This is a genomic window from Cupriavidus basilensis, from assembly GCF_029335485.1.
GTDB lineage: Bacteria > Pseudomonadota > Gammaproteobacteria > Burkholderiales > Burkholderiaceae > Cupriavidus > Cupriavidus basilensis_E.
On sequence record NZ_JARJLM010000244.1, the window covers coordinates 1 to 14,756 of the forward strand.

Consider the following 14,756-nt stretch of genomic DNA (forward strand, 5'->3'; position numbering starts at 1 on the left):
CGATCACGCGGCCGCCGGCGGCGCGGGTCTCGCGCACGGCCTGGGCCAGCGCCTCGGACACCTCGTACCACTCGGCGTGCATCTTGTGCTCGGCCAGGTTTTCGGTGCGCACCGGCTGGAAGGTGCCGGCGCCCACGTGCAGGGTCAGGAAGCCGCGGCGCACGCCCATGGCGTCGAGCCGGGCGAACAGCGCCTCGTCGAAATGCAGGCCGGCGGTGGGCGCGGCGACCGCGCCGGGGGCGCGGGCGTAGACGGTCTGGTAACGGGTTTCGTCGAAGGCGTCCGGGTCGTGGGTGATGTAGGGCGGCAGCGGCAGGCGGCCGTGGCGCTCGATCAGGTCCAGCGCCGGCTCGGGGAAGCGCAGGGTATAGAACTGGTCGACGCGCGGTCCCACGGCGACGTCGAAGGCATCCGCGAGGCGCAGCTTGCTGCCCGTCGGCGGGGTCTTGGAGGCACGCACCTGGGCCAGCACGGTATGGCTGTCCAGCACCCGCTCGACCAGCACCTCGACCTTGCCGCCGCTGCCCTTATGTCCGAAGAAGCGGGCCTTGATGACGCGCGTATCGTTGAACACCAGCAGGTCCGACGGGCGCAGGTAGTCGACGATGTCGGCAAAGGTGCGGTCGGCCAGGCGGGTGGCGCCAGCGCCCTGTGCCTCCGTTTCCACCACCAGCAGCCGGCTCGCGCCGCGCTCCGGCAGGGCGGTCTGGGCGATCAGTTCGGGCGGAAGGTCAAAGTCGAAATCGGACAGCGTCAGCATGATGGGGGCAAAAACGGCCACTGGCCGCGCGGTGGCGCGGCCGGCATAGGTACAATCGGCGAATCCGGTATTGTAAGGCTTGGGGCGGCAGCGCCGCCCGGGCGCGCATGATATCGCCTATTTGCGCCGACCCGCGCTGCTTGCCTTGCGCCGCTGCGGTTGGCATTGCGTCAACCGAGCCTGCCCGCAGGCATTTGCCCCGACCCCGAATCCGTAGCCACGCCGCCCGATGCCAGGAACCGCTTCCGCCCCGCTCCCTGATAACTCCGACAGCCCGGCCGCGCAGGAAACGCCGGGCCGCGCGGCGAAGGCGGCAGGCGCGGCCAAGGGCGGCACCGCCGGCAAGCCCTCGTCGGCCATGGCCCGGCTGCACAAGCTTGGCCTCAAGCGCGACGTCGACCTGGTGCTGCACCTGCCGATGCGCTATGAGGACGAGACCACGCTGCTGCCCATCGCCGATGCCATCGGGCGCGCCGGCCTGGGGCTGTCGGTGCAGGTCGAGGGCGTGGTCACATCCAATGAGGTCAGCTTTCGTCCGCGCCGCCAGCTGGTGGTCAAGATTGCCGACGATACCGGGGAGCTGACGCTGCGATTCCTGAATTTCTACGGCAGCCAGACCCAGCAGATGGCGGAAGGTGCCTGCCTGCGGGTGCGGGGGGAGTTGCGCGGCGGCTTCTTCGGCGCGGAGATGGTCCATCCCACGGTGCGCGCGGTGACGCCCGGCGAAGCGCTGCCCGACCGGCTGACGCCGGTCTACCCCAGCACCGCCGGCATTCCGCAGACCTACTTGCGCAAGGCCATCGGTGGGGCGCTGTCGCGCACCCCCCTGCCCGAGACCCTGCCGTTGCCGGTGCTGCAAGGTCCGCTGGCACAGCTCAAGCTGCGGCCCCTGCCGGATTGCCTGCGCATGCTGCACTCGCCCCCCCAGGAGGTCGACGAGCACGCGCTGATCGAGCGCTCGCATCCGGCCTGGCAGCGCATCAAGCTCGACGAGCTGCTGGCGCAGCAGCTCTCGCTCAAGCGCTCGCAGGCGGCGCGGCGCGACAAGAGCGCGCCGCCCATGCCGCGCCGCGCCGGGGGCTTGCTGACGGCTTTCCTGGCGGCGCTGCCGTTCAAGCTGACCGGCGCGCAGCAGCGCGTGGTGGAGGAAATTGCAAAGGACATGGGCGCGCCCCATCCCATGCACCGGCTGCTGCAGGGCGACGTCGGCAGCGGCAAGACCATCGTGGCTGCGCTGGCGGCCTGTCAGGCCATCGACGCCGGCTACCAGGCTGCGCTGATGGCGCCCACCGAAATTCTGGCCGAGCAGCATTACCGCAAGCTCTCCGCCTGGCTGGAGCCGCTTGGCGTCAAGGTGGTCTGGCTGGCCGGCAGCCTCAAGACCCGCGCCAAGCGCGAGGCCGCAGCCCTGGTCGAGTCGGGCGAGGCCAAGCTGGCCATCGGCACCCATGCGCTGATCCAGGACAGCATCAGGTTCGCGCGCCTGGGTTTGTCGGTGGTGGACGAGCAGCACCGCTTCGGCGTGGCCCAGCGCCTGGCGCTGCGCGGCAAGGCCGAACCCGATGCCACGGGCGCGCCGACCAAGGCGGGCAGGGAGGCAAAGGGGGGCGAGACCGTGCCGCACCAGCTGATGATGTCGGCCACGCCGATCCCGCGCACGCTGGCCATGACCTACTACGCCGATCTCGACGTGTCGGTGATCGACGAACTGCCGCCCGGGCGTACCCCGGTGGTGACGCGCCTGGTCAACGATGCGCGCCGCGACGAGGTGATCGAGCGCGTGCACCACGCTGCCGCCGACGGGCGCCAGGTCTACTGGGTCTGCCCGCTGATCGAGGAGAGCGAGGCGCTGCAGCTGCAAACCGCGGTGGAAACCTATGAAACCCTGGTAGCCGCCTTGCCCGAACTGAAGGTGGGGCTGGTGCACGGGCGCCTGCCGCCGGCGGAGAAGGCCGCCGTGATGGAGGATTTCACGGCCAACCGCCTGCAGGTGCTGGTGGCCACGACCGTCATCGAGGTCGGGGTGGACGTGCCCAATGCCTCGCTGATGGTGATCGAGCACGCCGAGCGCTTCGGCCTGGCGCAGCTGCACCAGCTGCGCGGCCGGGTGGGGCGGGGCAGCGCGGAATCGGTCTGCCTGCTGATGTACCAGGCGCCGCTGTCGCCCACCGGGCGCGAGCGCCTGGCCACCATGCGCGAGACCACCGACGGCTTCGAGATCGCCCGGCGCGACCTGCAGATCCGCGGCCCGGGCGAGTTCCTCGGCGCGCGCCAGTCCGGCGAGGCCATGCTGCGATTCGCCGATCTCAATACCGACGCCTGGCTGGTCGACTATGCCCAGGAAGCCGCCGAAATGATGCTGGCGCGTTTTCCCGAGGCGGTCGAGGCGCATCTGCTGCGCTGGCTCGGCGGCAGGGAGCATTTCCTGAAGGCCTGAAGAAAGGGAGGCCGCAGACGCCACATTGCCGGTTTCCGGCAAGTCTTGCCTTCGCCGCTTTGTCCGTCATCTCTGACAGAACCTGGAATCGAAGGTAAAATCTATCGCTTAACGGGAATTGATAAGTCATGACGCTCACCGAACTCAAGTACATCGTCGCCGTGGCGCGCGAGCGCCACTTCGGCCGGGCTGCCGAAGCCTGCTTCGTATCGCAGCCGACGCTGTCGGTAGCCATCAAGAAGCTGGAGGACGAACTCAATGTGCAGATTTTCGAGCGAGGCACCTCCGAGGTCTCGGTGACGCCGATCGGCGAGCAGATCGTCGCGCAGGCCCAGCGGGTGCTGGAGCAGACCATGGCCATCCGCGAGATCGCCAAGCAGGGCAAGGACCCGCTGGCCGGGCCGCTGCGCCTTGGCGTGATCTACACGATCGGGCCCTACCTGCTGCCCGCGCTGGTCAAGGAGATGATCCACACCGTACCGCAGATGCCGCTGATGCTGCAGGAGAACTACACCGTCAAGCTGATCGAGCTGCTCAAGCAGGGCGAGATCGACTGCGCCATCATGGCCGAGCCCTTTGCCGATTCCGGCCTGATGGTGCAGCCGCTGTACGACGAACCCTTCGTGGTCGCGGTGCCCCGGGGCCACCAGCTGGAGGATGCCGGCCACGTCGATCCCGACGAACTGAAGCGGCAGACCATGCTGCTGCTGGGCAGCGGGCACTGCTTCCGCGACCAGGTGCTGGGCGTGTGCCCGGAACTGTCGCGCTTCTCGCAGGCGGCCGACGGGATCCAGAAGACCTTCGAGGGCTCTTCGCTGGAGACCATCCGCCATATGGTGGCAAGTGGTGTTGGCATCACGGTGTTGCCGCGCACTTCGGTACCCGACCTCAAGCCCGGCAAGAACGACATGCTGGCCTACGTGCCGTTCACCGAGCCCGTGCCCGACCGGCGCGTGGTGCTGGCCTGGCGCAAGAGCTTCACCCGCTTGCCGGCCATGGAAGCGCTGCGCCGCGCGGTGACAGCCTGCGACCTGCCCGGTGTCAGCAAGCTGGCCGCGAAGGAACTGGCCAAAGCGGCCTGAGCGGCCGGCTGGCCGGGCATTCGGTTGCCTGGCCGCTTTTCCTCACTGTTCCCGGGGACGATTTCCCCCGGTATGCCGGCCCTCGCCGGCATTTTCATTTTCCCTTCCTTCCCCTCCTGTCGCGCCGTTGACTTGGCCGCATGCGATGCTGGCATCGGCCGCGATGGAATAGGCATTGGCTATTTCATAGTTAGAAATAATTGAATTTCTAATTCGATAGCTTATCCGTAGACTTCCCACATCGACGCATTGCGCGCCGGTCACCCACAAGGAGTCGTACATGGAAGGCATCGATCCCAGCATTCCCGCCCCGGGCCAGGTCCTGCGCACGCTGGCAAGCCGCGTGGCCGATTGCCTTGCCTGTTACGCCACGGTGTATTGAGATAACCCGGCGGCCCGCACGGCCCGCACGGCCCGCTCCGGCCAGACTCCCCGATCCACCCCACGAAAAGAGGTCAAGATGAGCAAGGACAAGGACATTGTTACCACTGCCGCCGGCGCTCCCGTTGCCGATAACCAGAATTCGCTGACCGCCGGCCCGCGCGGCCCGATGCTGTTGCAGGACGTGTGGTTCCTGGAGAAGCTCGCTCACTTCGACCGTGAAGTCATCCCTGAGCGCCGTGTGCACGCCAAGGGTTCGGGCGCCCACGGTACGTTCACCGTGACGCATGACATCACGCGCTTCACCAAGGCCTCGGTGTTTGGCAGCGTGGGCAAGGAGACGCCGATCTTCATCCGCTTTTCCACGGTGGCGGGCGAGCGCGGCGCGGCCGATGCAGAGCGCGATGTGCGGGGTTTCTCCATCAAGTTCTACACTGACGAAGGCAACTGGGACGTGGTGGGCAACAATACGCCGGTGTTCTTCGTGCGCGATCCGCTCAAGTTTCCCGACTTCATCCATACGCAGAAGCGCAACCCACGCACCAACCTGCGGGACCCCATCGCGGTGTGGGACTTCTGGTCGCGCCATCCGGAATCGCTGCATCAGGTCACCATCCTGATGAGCGACCGCGGTCTGCCGCAGAATTACCGCCAGATCCACGGCTTCGGCTCGCATACGTTCTCGTTCATCAACGCTGCCAACGAGCGCTTCTGGGTGAAGTTCCACTTCAAGTCGCAGCAGGGCATCGCCAACTGGACCAACGAGGAAGCGGCCAAGGTGGTGGCGGGCGACCGCGAGAGCGCGCAGCGCGACCTGTTCGAGAACATCGAAAAGGGCAACTTCCCGCGCTGGAATGTGCGCGTGCAGGTCATGCCCGAGGGCGATGCGGCCAAGTACCATATCAACCCGTTCGACCTGACCAAGGTGTGGCCGCACAGGGACTATCCGCTGATCGACGTCGGCGTGCTGGCGCTCAACCGCAACCCGGACAACTACTTCGCCGAGGTGGAGCAGGTGGCGATGAATCCGTCCAACGTGGTGCCGGGCATCGGCTTTTCGCCTGACAGGATGCTGCAGGGCCGGCTGTTCTCGTACGGCGACACGCAGCGTTACCGCCTGGGCGTGAACCACAGCCAGATTCCGGTGAATGCACCCAGGTGCCCGTTCCACAATACCTACCATCGCGACGGCGCGATGCGCGTGGACGGCAACCGGGGCGGCAAGCTCAACTACGAGCCGAACCGCGAGGGCGCCTACGCCGCCAGCGAGCGCGCCGCCGAGCCGGCGCTGGCCCTCGGCGGTGCGGCCGACCGCTTCGATCACCGCGAAGACAGCGACTACTACAGCCAGCCGGGCGCGCTCTTCCGCCTGTTCGACGAAGGCCAGCGCCAGCGCCTGTTCTCGAATATCGCGGCAGCCATGCAAGGCGTGCCGGAAGAGATCGTGCGGGTGCAGCTGGGGCACTTCACCAAGGCCGATCCGGCCTATGGCGAAGGCGTCAGGCTTGCCCTCAACCTGAAGTAACCGCAGTCATTGCGTCACGGTGAATCCGGTGGTCCCGCCTGTGGCGGGGCCACCGCGAAAACCCGGAAGGAGAATCATCATGGCCATGTTCAGGATGTTCGTCGGCGAGTTGCAGCAGTTGCGGCATGACGCGCACGACAGCCTGCGCCGCACCGACGCGGCGCGCCTGCAGCGCAAGCTGTGGCGCAAGGCATTCGGGCTGGCGGTGATCGCGCTGGGCGCGGCCGCGATGTTCCTCGATGCGGCCAGGAGTTTGTCGGCCTTTAACGGGTGATGCCATAATGTGCGGGCCGTGCCGCGCCCAGGCGCGCGGCAGTCACCGTGGCTACACCAGAATGGAGCGTACCTATCATGGCAAAGAAGAATGAGATGAGCGTGAACATCGGCATTTCCGACAAGGAACGCAAGAAGATCGCCGAAGGCCTTTCCAAGCTGCTGGCGGATACCTACACGCTCTATCTCAAGACCCACAACTTCCACTGGAACGTCACGGGTCCGATGTTCAACACGCTGCACCTGATGTTCGAGACGCAGTACACCGAGCTGGCGCTGGCGGTGGACTCGATCGCCGAGCGTATCCGCGCCCTGGGTTACCCGGCGCCGGGTACCTACAAGGAGTACGCCCGCCTGTCGTCGATCGCCGAGGAAGAGGGCGTGCCCGAAGCCACCGAGATGATCCGCAAGCTGGTCGAGGGCCAGGAAGCCGTGGTGCGCACCGCGCGCTCGCTGTTCCCGGTGATCGATGCCGCCGGCGACGAACCGTCCGCCGACCTGCTGACCCAGCGCATGCAGACGCACGAAAAGACCGCCTGGATGCTGCGCTCGATGCTGGCCTGATGTCCTGAACCGATGCCGCCGGCGGTGCATGCGCCGCCGGCTCCGCGCGCCGCGCCCTGAACGGGGCCGCGGCGCGTTTTCGTTTATCGCCCTTGCCTTGCCCCGCACCGTGGGCCACCGCCATGCTTGAACGCTTTTCCCTGTACGCGCGCCTGGTGCGCATCGACAAGCCCATCGGCACCCTGTTGCTGCTGTGGCCCACGCTGTGGGCATTGTGGATGGCCACCGGCGGCCCGCCGGCGTGGCACCTGTTCTGGATCTTCGTCGTCGGCACCTTCCTGATGCGATCGGCCGGATGCGCCATGAACGACTGGGCCGACCGCGACTTCGACAAGCACGTCAAGCGCACCAAGGAGCGGCCGCTGACGGCGGGCAAGATCGCTGCGTGGGAAGCGGTGGCGGTGGCGGTGGTGCTGGCGCTCGCGGCCTTCGTCCTGATCACGCCGCTCAATGCGCTGACCAAGTGGCTGGCGGTGGTGGCGGCGGTGCTGGCCGCCACCTATCCCTTCTTCAAGCGGTTCTTTGCCATCCCGCAGGCCTACCTTGGCATTGCCTTTGGCTTCGGCATCCCGATGACGTTCGCCGCGGTGCAGGACCATGTTCCCGCGGTGGCATGGGTGATGCTGCTGGCCAATGTGTTCTGGGCGGTGGCCTACGATACGGCCTATGCCATGGTGGATCGGGACGATGACCTGCTGCTGGGCATGAAGACCTCGGCCATCACCTTCGGGCGCTTCGACGTGGCCGCCATCATGATCTGCTATGCCGTGTTTCTCGGGCTGATGGGTTGGGCTGGCACGCAGTTCGACCTGGGCTGGCCGTTCTGGCTCGGGCTGGTCGCGGCGGCGGGCTGCGCGCTCTATCACTACACGCTGATCCGCGAGCGCGATCGCATGCGGTGCTTTGCGGCGTTCCGGCACAACAACTGGCTGGGGGCCTGCGTGTTTGCCGGTGTTGCGGCGGCTTATGCGTTGCGGTGAGCGGGCAGCGCCAGAACTGGTTCAGGCGCTTGCGTCCTGATGATTTGCTCCCCTCTCCCGCGTGCGGGAGAGGGGGTGACGACCGTCGGGCACCGCACACGGTGCCGGCGCATCCTGCCGGCTTCGGCCGGCGCTGCGGGAGGTCCGCCACATCGGCGGGGAAATCCCCGCTCAGTCCTTCCCGAACTCCGCGCCCATCTCCGTTGCACGTTCCGCCGCGGCATGCATCGCCTTCACGAACGCTTCGCCGATACCGGCGGTCTGCATCGCCGTGAGTGCCGCATAGGTCGTGCCGCCCTTGGACGTCACGCGCTCGCGCAGCAGGCTGACCGGCTCCTCGGACTGCGCTGCCAGCGCTGCGGCGCCGCGGAAGGTCTCCGCCGCGAGCGCGCGTCCCTGGCTGGCCGTCAGGCCGAGCTCGGCTGCCGCCTTTTCCATTGCCTCGATGAAATAGAAGACATAGGCCGGGCCGCTGCCGGAGATGGCGGTGACGGCATCGATCTGCGCGTCGCCTTCCACCCATTCGCACTTGCCTACCGCCTCGGCCAGCGCGCTGGCAATGTCGCGGTCGCGTTGCGCCAGCCCGGGCACGGCGGCCAGGCCGGTCATGCCCATGCCGGCCAGCGCGGGCGTGTTGGGCATGGCGCGCACCAGGCGGGTGCGGCCGCCGAACCAGCGCTGCATGTCGGCCAGCCGGATGCCGGCGGCCACGCTGACGATCAGGTTGTCGCCAAGCTGCGGCAGCAGCGATGCGGCGGCCTCGCGGAACTGCTGCGGCTTGACCGCCAGCACGATCACCTGGCTGGCGCCGAAGGCCGCGTCGGGCGCGCCGGCGGCATGCACCCCGAGGTCGCGCCGCAGGCGCGCCTGCGCTTCCTCGAAGGGGTCGACCACGCGGATCGAGGTGGCGGGCACGCCGCGGGCGATCAGGCCGCCGATCAGGGCGGTCGCCATATTGCCGCCGCCAAGGAAACCGAAGGTAAGGGTGTCGAGCATCTGTCTCTCTTGCTGGAAGTCGTCAGTGGGGAAGTGACGCCGGCGCATTAGCCGTGCGTCGCGGGTGCCGCCGCGTAGTCGCGTGCGCCGAAAATGGCCGTGCCGATGCGTACCAGGGTGGCGCCCTCGGCAATGGCGGCTTCCATGTCGGCCGACATGCCCATCGACAAGGTGTCCACCTCCAGCCCGTCCGCGCGCATGGCGTCGAGCAGCGCCCGCAGCGCGGCAAACGGGCGGCGCTGGGCGGCCGGGTCGCTCGCGGGTTCGGGAATGGCCATCAGGCCGCGCAGCCGCAGACCGGGCAGCGCCGCCACGGCGCGCGCCAGCGCGGGCACTTCGCCGGGGGCCGCGCCGCTCTTGCTGGTCTCGCCGCTGATATTCACCTGCAGGCAGACCTGCAGAGGCGGCAGGCCGGCGGGACGCTGCGCCGACAGGCGCTCGGCGATGCGCAGGCGGTCGATGGCATGGACCCAGTCGAAGTGCTCGGCCACGGCACGCGTCTTGTTGCTTTGCAGGGGGCCGATGAAATGCCAGCACAACGCGTCGCGCAGGTCGGCCAGCCGGGCGATCTTGTCCACGCCTTCCTGCACGTAGTTCTCGCCGAATGCGCGCTGGCCGGCGTCGAACGCGGCCCGCACGGCAGCGGCGGGAAAGGTCTTGGAAACCGCCAGCAGCGTGACCTCGCCGGGTTGCCGTCCGGCCTGTTGTGCGGCTGCCGCGATGCGCCGGTCGACGGCTTGCAAGTTGGCGGCGATTACAGACATAATCCGGCGAACATATAGAAGTACAAGAAGTACAACAAAGTACGATAAAAAAGGTGGGGTCATTATAGATGGACATCGCGCAGCTATTGGCTTTCGCCGTCAAGAACAAGGCGTCCGATCTCCATCTCTCGGCTGACATGCCGCCGATGGTCCGCATCCACGGCGACATGCGCCGCATCAATGTGGCCGCGATGGGACACAAGGATGTCCACGCCATGGTGTACGACATCATGAGCGACACCCAGCGCAAGCAATACGAAGAGCGCCTCGAGATCGACTTCTCCTTCGAGATCGCCGGCCTGTCGCGCTTCCGGGTCAATGCGTACAACACGCAGCGCGGCGCGGCCGCGGTCTTCCGGACCATTCCCTCCAAGGTGCTGACGCTGGAAGACCTGCACGCGCCGGCGGTATTCGCCGACCTGTGCATGAAGCCGCGCGGGCTGGTGCTGGTGACCGGCCCCACCGGGTCGGGCAAGTCCACCACGCTGGCGGCGATGGTCGATCACCGCAACGATCACGACATGGGCCACATCCTGACGGTGGAGGACCCGATCGAGTTCGTGCACACATCCAAGAAGAGCCTGATCAACCAGCGCGAGCTGGGGCCGCACACGCACTCCTTCGCCAACGCGCTGCGTTCGGCCCTGCGCGAGGATCCCGACGTGGTGCTGGTGGGCGAATTGCGCGATCTGGAAACCATCCGCCTGGCGCTGACCGCGGCCGAGACCGGCCACCTGGTATTCGCCACGCTGCACACCAGTTCGGCGGCCAAGACCATCGACCGTGTCGTCGACGTGTTCCCGCCGGAAGAGAAAGACATGGTGCGCACCATGCTGTCCGAATCGCTCGAGGCGGTGATCTCCCAAACGCTGCTCAAGACGCGCGACGGCAACGGCCGTACCGCGGCGCACGAGATCATGATTGCCACGCCGGCGATCCGCCACCTGATCCGCGAGAACAAGATCGCGCAGATGTACTCGATGATGCAGACCAGCAGCGGGCTCGGCATGCAGACGCTGGACCAGTGCCTGTCGGACCTGATCAAGCGCGGGCTGATCAGCTACAACGACGCGCGCGCCGTGGCCAAGAACCCCGACTCATTCACGGGCTGAGGCGAGTCCGCCGCGTCCAAACCAGACACCGCCATGCTCGATCGCGAATCCGCCGCCAAGTACATCAACGACCTGCTCGAGCTGATGGTGGGCAACCGCGGCTCGGACCTCTTCATCACCGCCGATTTCCCGCCCGCGATCAAGGTCGACGGCAAGGTCACGCCGGTCTCGCAGCAGCCGCTCAATCCGGCCCAGGCGCTCGGCCTGGTGCGCTCGATCATGAACGAGCGCCAGTCCACCGAGTTCGACAGCAGCCGCGAGTGCAACTTCGCCATCTCGGTGCCAAACGCCGGGCGTTTCCGCGTCTCGGCCTTTATCCAGCAGGGCAAGGCGGGCATGGTGGTGCGGACCATCAACACGCGCATTCCCTCGGTGGAAGAACTCGACCTGCCGTCGCCGCTGCATGACATCGTGATGTCCAAGCGCGGCCTGGTGATCGTCACCGGCGCCACCGGCTCGGGCAAGTCGACCTCGCTGGCGGCCATGCTCGATCACCGCAACGCGCATTCCTACGGGCACATCATTACCATCGAGGACCCGATCGAGTACGTGCATGCGCACCAGAACTGCATCGTCACGCAGCGCGAGGTCGGCATCGATACCGAGTCCTGGCACGTGGCGCTGAAGAACACCTTGCGCCAGGCCCCTGACGTGATCCTGATCGGCGAGATCCGCGACCGCGAAACCATGGAATACGCGATGCAGTACGCCGAAACCGGCCACCTGTGCCTGGCCACGCTGCATGCCAACAACGCCAACCAGGCCATCGACCGCATCGTCAATTTCTTCCCCGAGGAAAAGCGCCAGCAATTGCTGATCGACCTGTCGCTGAACCTGAAGGCGATGATTTCCCAGCGCCTGCTGCCGCGCAAGGGACAAAAGGGGCGCGTGCCGGCGGTGGAAATCATGATCGGCACGCCGCTGGTGGCCGACCTGATCTTCAAGGGCGAGATCCACGCCTTGAAGGAAGTCATCAAGAAATCGCGCGAGCAGGGCATGGTTTCGTTCGACCAGGCGCTGTTCGATCTCTACGAGGCCGGCAAGATCACTTACGAGGACGCACTGCGCAATGCCGACTCGCTCAACGACCTGCGCCTGATGATCAAGCTGCACGGCACCATGGACCGCAATCCCGACCTGGGCGCGGGCACGGAGCATCTCAACGTGATCTGATCCGGCGCCAGCGCGGCGCCTGCGGCTCTAGTACACTGTCCGCGCCGCCGGCACCCGCCGCGCTACCCGAGGAGCCCGCCATGAGCAATGTCTACCAGTTCGAAGCCAGTTCGCTTGCCGGCCAGCCGGTGCCGCTGTCCCAGTTCAGCGGCAAGGTGCTGCTGATCGTGAACACCGCCAGCGAATGCGGATTCACCCCACAGTACGCCGGCCTGCAGGCGCTGCAGGACCAATATGCGGCGGGCGGCCTGGAAGTGCTGGGCTTTCCCTGCAACCAGTTTGGCAAGCAGGAGCCGGGCGACGCCGCGCAGATCGGCCAGTTCTGCGAGTCGCGCTTCCACGTCACCTTTCCGATGTTCGGCAAGATCGACGTCAATGGCGCCAATGCGCACCCGCTGTATCGCTGGCTGACGGCCGAAAAGCCAGGCGTGCTCGGGCTCGAAGCCATCAAGTGGAACTTCACCAAGTTCCTGCTGCGCCGCGATGGCACGGTGTTCAAGCGCTACGCGCCCACCACCAAGCCCGAGGATATCAAGGGCGACATCGAGAAGCTGCTGGCCGGGACGGCCTGACCTGTTCCGGGAAGCGCCGGGGGCGAGGATCCTGCCCCGCCCCCGGGGCATCCGACAGGCATGTGCTTAGGTTGGGCCGCAGGGCGCGCTCAACGCCACGCCTGGGCGCAGCGCGGCGGTGCCGGCCGATTCTTCCGTGCCCAGCGTGTTGTTGGTGAACTTGCAGCCATAGGTGGCGTTGGCCACGGTGGCGGCATCCAGCACTTCGTCCCCCGCCGGCTTCACGCCGTTCTGTTCCCAGTTGATCATGTCGTCGAAGGCGGTCACCTGCTCCGCCACGGTGAAATCGCAATGGCTGACGCCGCGGATCGCCCGCTGCACCAGCCATTGCGCGGTGCCGTTGGCGTTGGCGCGGCGCTTGTAGATCTGCTCCATGCTGAACGGTACGTACATATCGCCCAGCGTATGCAGCGTCACCACCGGCACGCTGATGCGCGCGTTGGTCTTGGGTACCCAGCGCAGGCCGTCGCGCCGCAGGCGGTTGGCGTCGGCGCTGCCGCTGACGCGGTAGATCGATGCATTAAAGGCTTGCTCGACCGGCGACAGCGCCGGGTCGTCGTCCAGTTGGAAGACGATGGCCGTTGTATTGATCACATTCTGCGTCAGGATGCCGGTGGCCGAGCCGTCGTCGCCGAAGGTGCTCCAGACCGCATCCTGCAGGGCTTGCGCGCCGGGACCGCCGAAACCCCAGGCGAACAGCGGCCGCTCCCCGCCGGTCAGGTTCTTGACGATGGCCTTTAGTCTGTCGCCCTGCGCGGTGGTGGCGCCCGGGTAGGTGGTGAACAGCGCCGCCCGCACGGTTGGCGCGATCTGTGCCCAGTTGGCTACCGGCCAGGAGGTGGCGGGGAAACCGGCCAGCTGCTGCGCCGCGGTCTGGTAGGCGCCGAAGTAATTGAACAGTTCGGTATCGCCGAGCACGCCGCACATCGGTACCGCGCCGTGGTAGCGGACCTTGTTGTTAGCGGTCTGGATGTTTTCCTCGTCGACCGCGGCGGCAGTGACATGCCCGCCCATCGAATGGCCGATGATGTAGGTGCGGACCGGCGCTCCCAGCGGCCTGCCGTTGTCGCTGGCGATCCTGTTGAAGGCCAGTGCCAGCGCATTGGTGTCCTCCAGGCCCGCACGGACGTCGTAGTAGTTCTTCGAGTAGGTCGACGCGGCCCAGGCATAGCCCGCTTCCAGCAGGTGGCGGCGGATGCTGGGCATGCTGAAGCCCAGCGCCGCGCCGGTGCCGGCATAGCCATGGGCGTACATCACCAGGCGGCCGTTCCAGTTCTTCGGTACTTCGACGCGATAGCCCGCCCCGCCGAGCATGCCCCACCAGCGGTCGGCATCGGGCGCGGCCGCCAGGGCATTGAAGGGCAGGGTGGCGGCATCGACGGCAAAGGTGCGCTGGTCCTGGAGGCGCAAGTCTTCCGGCTGCGCTACCGGGGTGGTGGGTGCCGGCGTCGCGGGGGTGGCGGCGGTGGGCGCCGGATCGTCGCTGCCGCAGCCGTACAGCATGGCGCCGGCGAGTATGAATACTGCTGCCTTCCCAACAGCTCGATTCATGGGTGTCTCCTATTGTTTTGCACTTCTTATTGGCAGGAGCGCCGCACCAGCATGTCCGGACCACATCGCAACGCCGTGCCCGGCATGCGGCGAACGCTGCACGTACTCTAACGCCGCCGGCGCGGCAATGTAAGGCAGGAGGCACCCGTAGAATCCCTCGCAACAACGTCCTAGGGTAATTCCCCGTCGAGTGAACAGCGGATCGATGCTACCGGCGGCGCGGTATTCAGCTGCTCGCCTGCACCGCGCGCAGGAAGCCGTTGAGCGAGCGGTCGGGCGTTTCGTGGAAGCGCTCGTCCAGCATGACGATGCCGCGGCAGCGGTCCAGCCGGAAGCTGCGGTAGTCGGTGCGGGTGGTGCACCAGGCGGCCAGCAGCCAGCTATTGCCCCAGAAGAACAGGCCCAGCGGCTGCACCACGCGGTCGGTCGCGCGCTGCTGCGCGTCGGTGTAGTCCAGGCGCAGCAGGCGTTGCGCGTTCATGGCGCCGTGCACCACGTCGAAGGCGCTGCGCACTTGCGGGTGATTGACGAACTCGGGGGCGAACACGCGGCTTTGCTGCGCCGCATGACGGCGCGCCGGCGGCAG

At 66.9% G+C, this 14,756-nt stretch carries 15 protein-coding genes; 9 read left to right on the forward strand and 6 right to left on the reverse strand.

The annotated features are described in order from the left end of the window. Nucleotides 1–760: tRNA preQ1(34) S-adenosylmethionine ribosyltransferase-isomerase QueA (queA, locus tag P3W85_RS14060; protein ID WP_276265233.1), on the reverse strand; the 760-nt coding region annotated here is incomplete at its 3' end. 229 nt (nt 761–989) lie between these two features. Between queA and recG the strand changes: the two genes are divergently transcribed. Beyond that, on the forward strand, nt 990–3,197 hold the full coding sequence (gene recG, locus P3W85_RS14065; RefSeq protein ID WP_276265234.1) for an ATP-dependent DNA helicase RecG: 2,208 nt from the start codon (nt 990–992) through the stop codon (nt 3,195–3,197). Between the two features lie 128 nt (nt 3,198–3,325). Then, entirely contained in the window at nt 3,326–4,279 is a 954-nt protein-coding gene (locus P3W85_RS14070; RefSeq protein ID WP_276265235.1) for a LysR substrate-binding domain-containing protein, read from the forward strand. A gap of 42 nt (nt 4,280–4,321) precedes the next feature. On the opposite strand, the gene P3W85_RS14075 is transcribed toward P3W85_RS14070, so the two are convergent. Next, complete coding sequence (locus P3W85_RS14075; RefSeq protein WP_276265236.1) at nt 4,322–4,561, reverse strand: hypothetical protein; 240 nt, start codon at nt 4,559–4,561, stop codon at nt 4,322–4,324. Between the two features lie 178 nt (nt 4,562–4,739). Between P3W85_RS14075 and P3W85_RS14080 the strand changes: the two genes are divergently transcribed. The 4 genes from P3W85_RS14080 (at nt 4,740) to ubiA (ending at nt 8,002) form a co-directional block, all read left to right on the forward strand. Beyond that, nucleotides 4,740–6,185 (forward strand): catalase, encoded by a 1,446-nt coding sequence (locus P3W85_RS14080; protein WP_017226649.1) that lies wholly within the window; start codon nt 4,740–4,742, stop codon nt 6,183–6,185. Between the two features lie 79 nt (nt 6,186–6,264). Then, entirely contained in the window at nt 6,265–6,459 is a 195-nt protein-coding gene (locus P3W85_RS14085; RefSeq protein ID WP_017226650.1) for a hypothetical protein, read from the forward strand. Nucleotides 6,460–6,536: 77 nt separating this feature from the next. After that, the gene (locus tag P3W85_RS14090) at nt 6,537–7,022 is read left to right on the forward strand and encodes a Dps family protein (RefSeq protein WP_017226651.1); all 486 of its coding nucleotides are present in this window, start codon (nt 6,537–6,539) and stop codon (nt 7,020–7,022) included. 122 nt (nt 7,023–7,144) lie between these two features. Beyond that, entirely contained in the window at nt 7,145–8,002 is an 858-nt protein-coding gene (gene ubiA, locus P3W85_RS14095; protein WP_017226652.1) for a 4-hydroxybenzoate octaprenyltransferase, read from the forward strand. A 171-nt stretch (nt 8,003–8,173) separates the two neighbouring features. Here ubiA and proC read toward each other — a convergent pair whose 3' ends face one another. Beyond that, the gene (gene proC, locus P3W85_RS14100; RefSeq protein ID WP_276265237.1) at nt 8,174–8,998 is read right to left on the reverse strand and encodes a pyrroline-5-carboxylate reductase; all 825 of its coding nucleotides are present in this window, start codon (nt 8,996–8,998) and stop codon (nt 8,174–8,176) included. Between the two features lie 47 nt (nt 8,999–9,045). Continuing rightward, nucleotides 9,046–9,762, reverse strand: coding sequence for a YggS family pyridoxal phosphate-dependent enzyme (locus tag P3W85_RS14105; RefSeq protein WP_276265238.1), 717 nt, complete (start codon nt 9,760–9,762; stop codon nt 9,046–9,048). A 68-nt stretch (nt 9,763–9,830) separates the two neighbouring features. On the opposite strand from P3W85_RS14105, the gene P3W85_RS14110 reads away from it, so the two are divergent. From P3W85_RS14110 to P3W85_RS14120, 3 genes are all read left to right on the forward strand, one after another. Then, complete coding sequence (locus tag P3W85_RS14110; RefSeq protein WP_017223994.1) at nt 9,831–10,874, forward strand: type IV pilus twitching motility protein PilT; 1,044 nt, start codon at nt 9,831–9,833, stop codon at nt 10,872–10,874. Between the two features lie 33 nt (nt 10,875–10,907). After that, complete coding sequence (locus P3W85_RS14115; protein WP_017223993.1) at nt 10,908–12,047, forward strand: PilT/PilU family type 4a pilus ATPase; 1,140 nt, start codon at nt 10,908–10,910, stop codon at nt 12,045–12,047. A gap of 80 nt (nt 12,048–12,127) precedes the next feature. Then, nucleotides 12,128–12,619, forward strand: a complete 492-nt coding sequence (locus P3W85_RS14120; RefSeq protein ID WP_017223992.1) for a glutathione peroxidase — start codon at nt 12,128–12,130, stop codon at nt 12,617–12,619. A gap of 66 nt (nt 12,620–12,685) precedes the next feature. On the opposite strand, the gene P3W85_RS14125 is transcribed toward P3W85_RS14120, so the two are convergent. Both P3W85_RS14125 and P3W85_RS14130 read right to left on the reverse strand, forming a co-directional pair. Then, the gene (locus P3W85_RS14125; RefSeq protein ID WP_276265239.1) at nt 12,686–14,170 is read right to left on the reverse strand and encodes an alpha/beta hydrolase family protein; all 1,485 of its coding nucleotides are present in this window, start codon (nt 14,168–14,170) and stop codon (nt 12,686–12,688) included. Between the two features lie 226 nt (nt 14,171–14,396). Continuing rightward, a partial coding sequence (locus P3W85_RS14130; RefSeq protein WP_276265240.1) for a helix-turn-helix transcriptional regulator occupies nt 14,397–14,756 on the reverse strand: 360 nt, incomplete at its 5' end.

Bases quoted from the DNA above. Each gene is read 5' to 3' on its own strand.
- P3W85_RS14120 (WP_017223992.1), top strand. From the start codon at position 12,128: ATGAGCAATGTCTACCAGTTCGAAGCCAGTTCGCTTGCCGGCCAGCCG.
- P3W85_RS14125 (WP_276265239.1), bottom strand. From the start codon at position 14,170: ATGAATCGAGCTGTTGGGAAGGCAGCAGTATTCATACTCGCCGGCGCC.
- P3W85_RS14110 (WP_017223994.1), top strand. From the start codon at position 9,831: ATGGACATCGCGCAGCTATTGGCTTTCGCCGTCAAGAACAAGGCGTCC.
- P3W85_RS14115 (WP_017223993.1), top strand. From the start codon at position 10,908: ATGCTCGATCGCGAATCCGCCGCCAAGTACATCAACGACCTGCTCGAG.
- P3W85_RS14075 (WP_276265236.1), bottom strand. From the start codon at position 4,561: ATGTACGACTCCTTGTGGGTGACCGGCGCGCAATGCGTCGATGTGGGA.
- P3W85_RS14085 (WP_017226650.1), top strand. From the start codon at position 6,265: ATGGCCATGTTCAGGATGTTCGTCGGCGAGTTGCAGCAGTTGCGGCAT.
- P3W85_RS14105 (WP_276265238.1), bottom strand. From the start codon at position 9,762: ATGTCTGTAATCGCCGCCAACTTGCAAGCCGTCGACCGGCGCATCGCG.
- P3W85_RS14070 (WP_276265235.1), top strand. From the start codon at position 3,326: ATGACGCTCACCGAACTCAAGTACATCGTCGCCGTGGCGCGCGAGCGC.
- P3W85_RS14090 (WP_017226651.1), top strand. From the start codon at position 6,537: ATGGCAAAGAAGAATGAGATGAGCGTGAACATCGGCATTTCCGACAAG.
- ubiA (WP_017226652.1), top strand. From the start codon at position 7,145: ATGCTTGAACGCTTTTCCCTGTACGCGCGCCTGGTGCGCATCGACAAG.
- P3W85_RS14080 (WP_017226649.1), top strand. From the start codon at position 4,740: ATGAGCAAGGACAAGGACATTGTTACCACTGCCGCCGGCGCTCCCGTT.
- proC (WP_276265237.1), bottom strand. From the start codon at position 8,998: ATGCTCGACACCCTTACCTTCGGTTTCCTTGGCGGCGGCAATATGGCG.
- recG (WP_276265234.1), top strand. From the start codon at position 990: ATGCCAGGAACCGCTTCCGCCCCGCTCCCTGATAACTCCGACAGCCCG.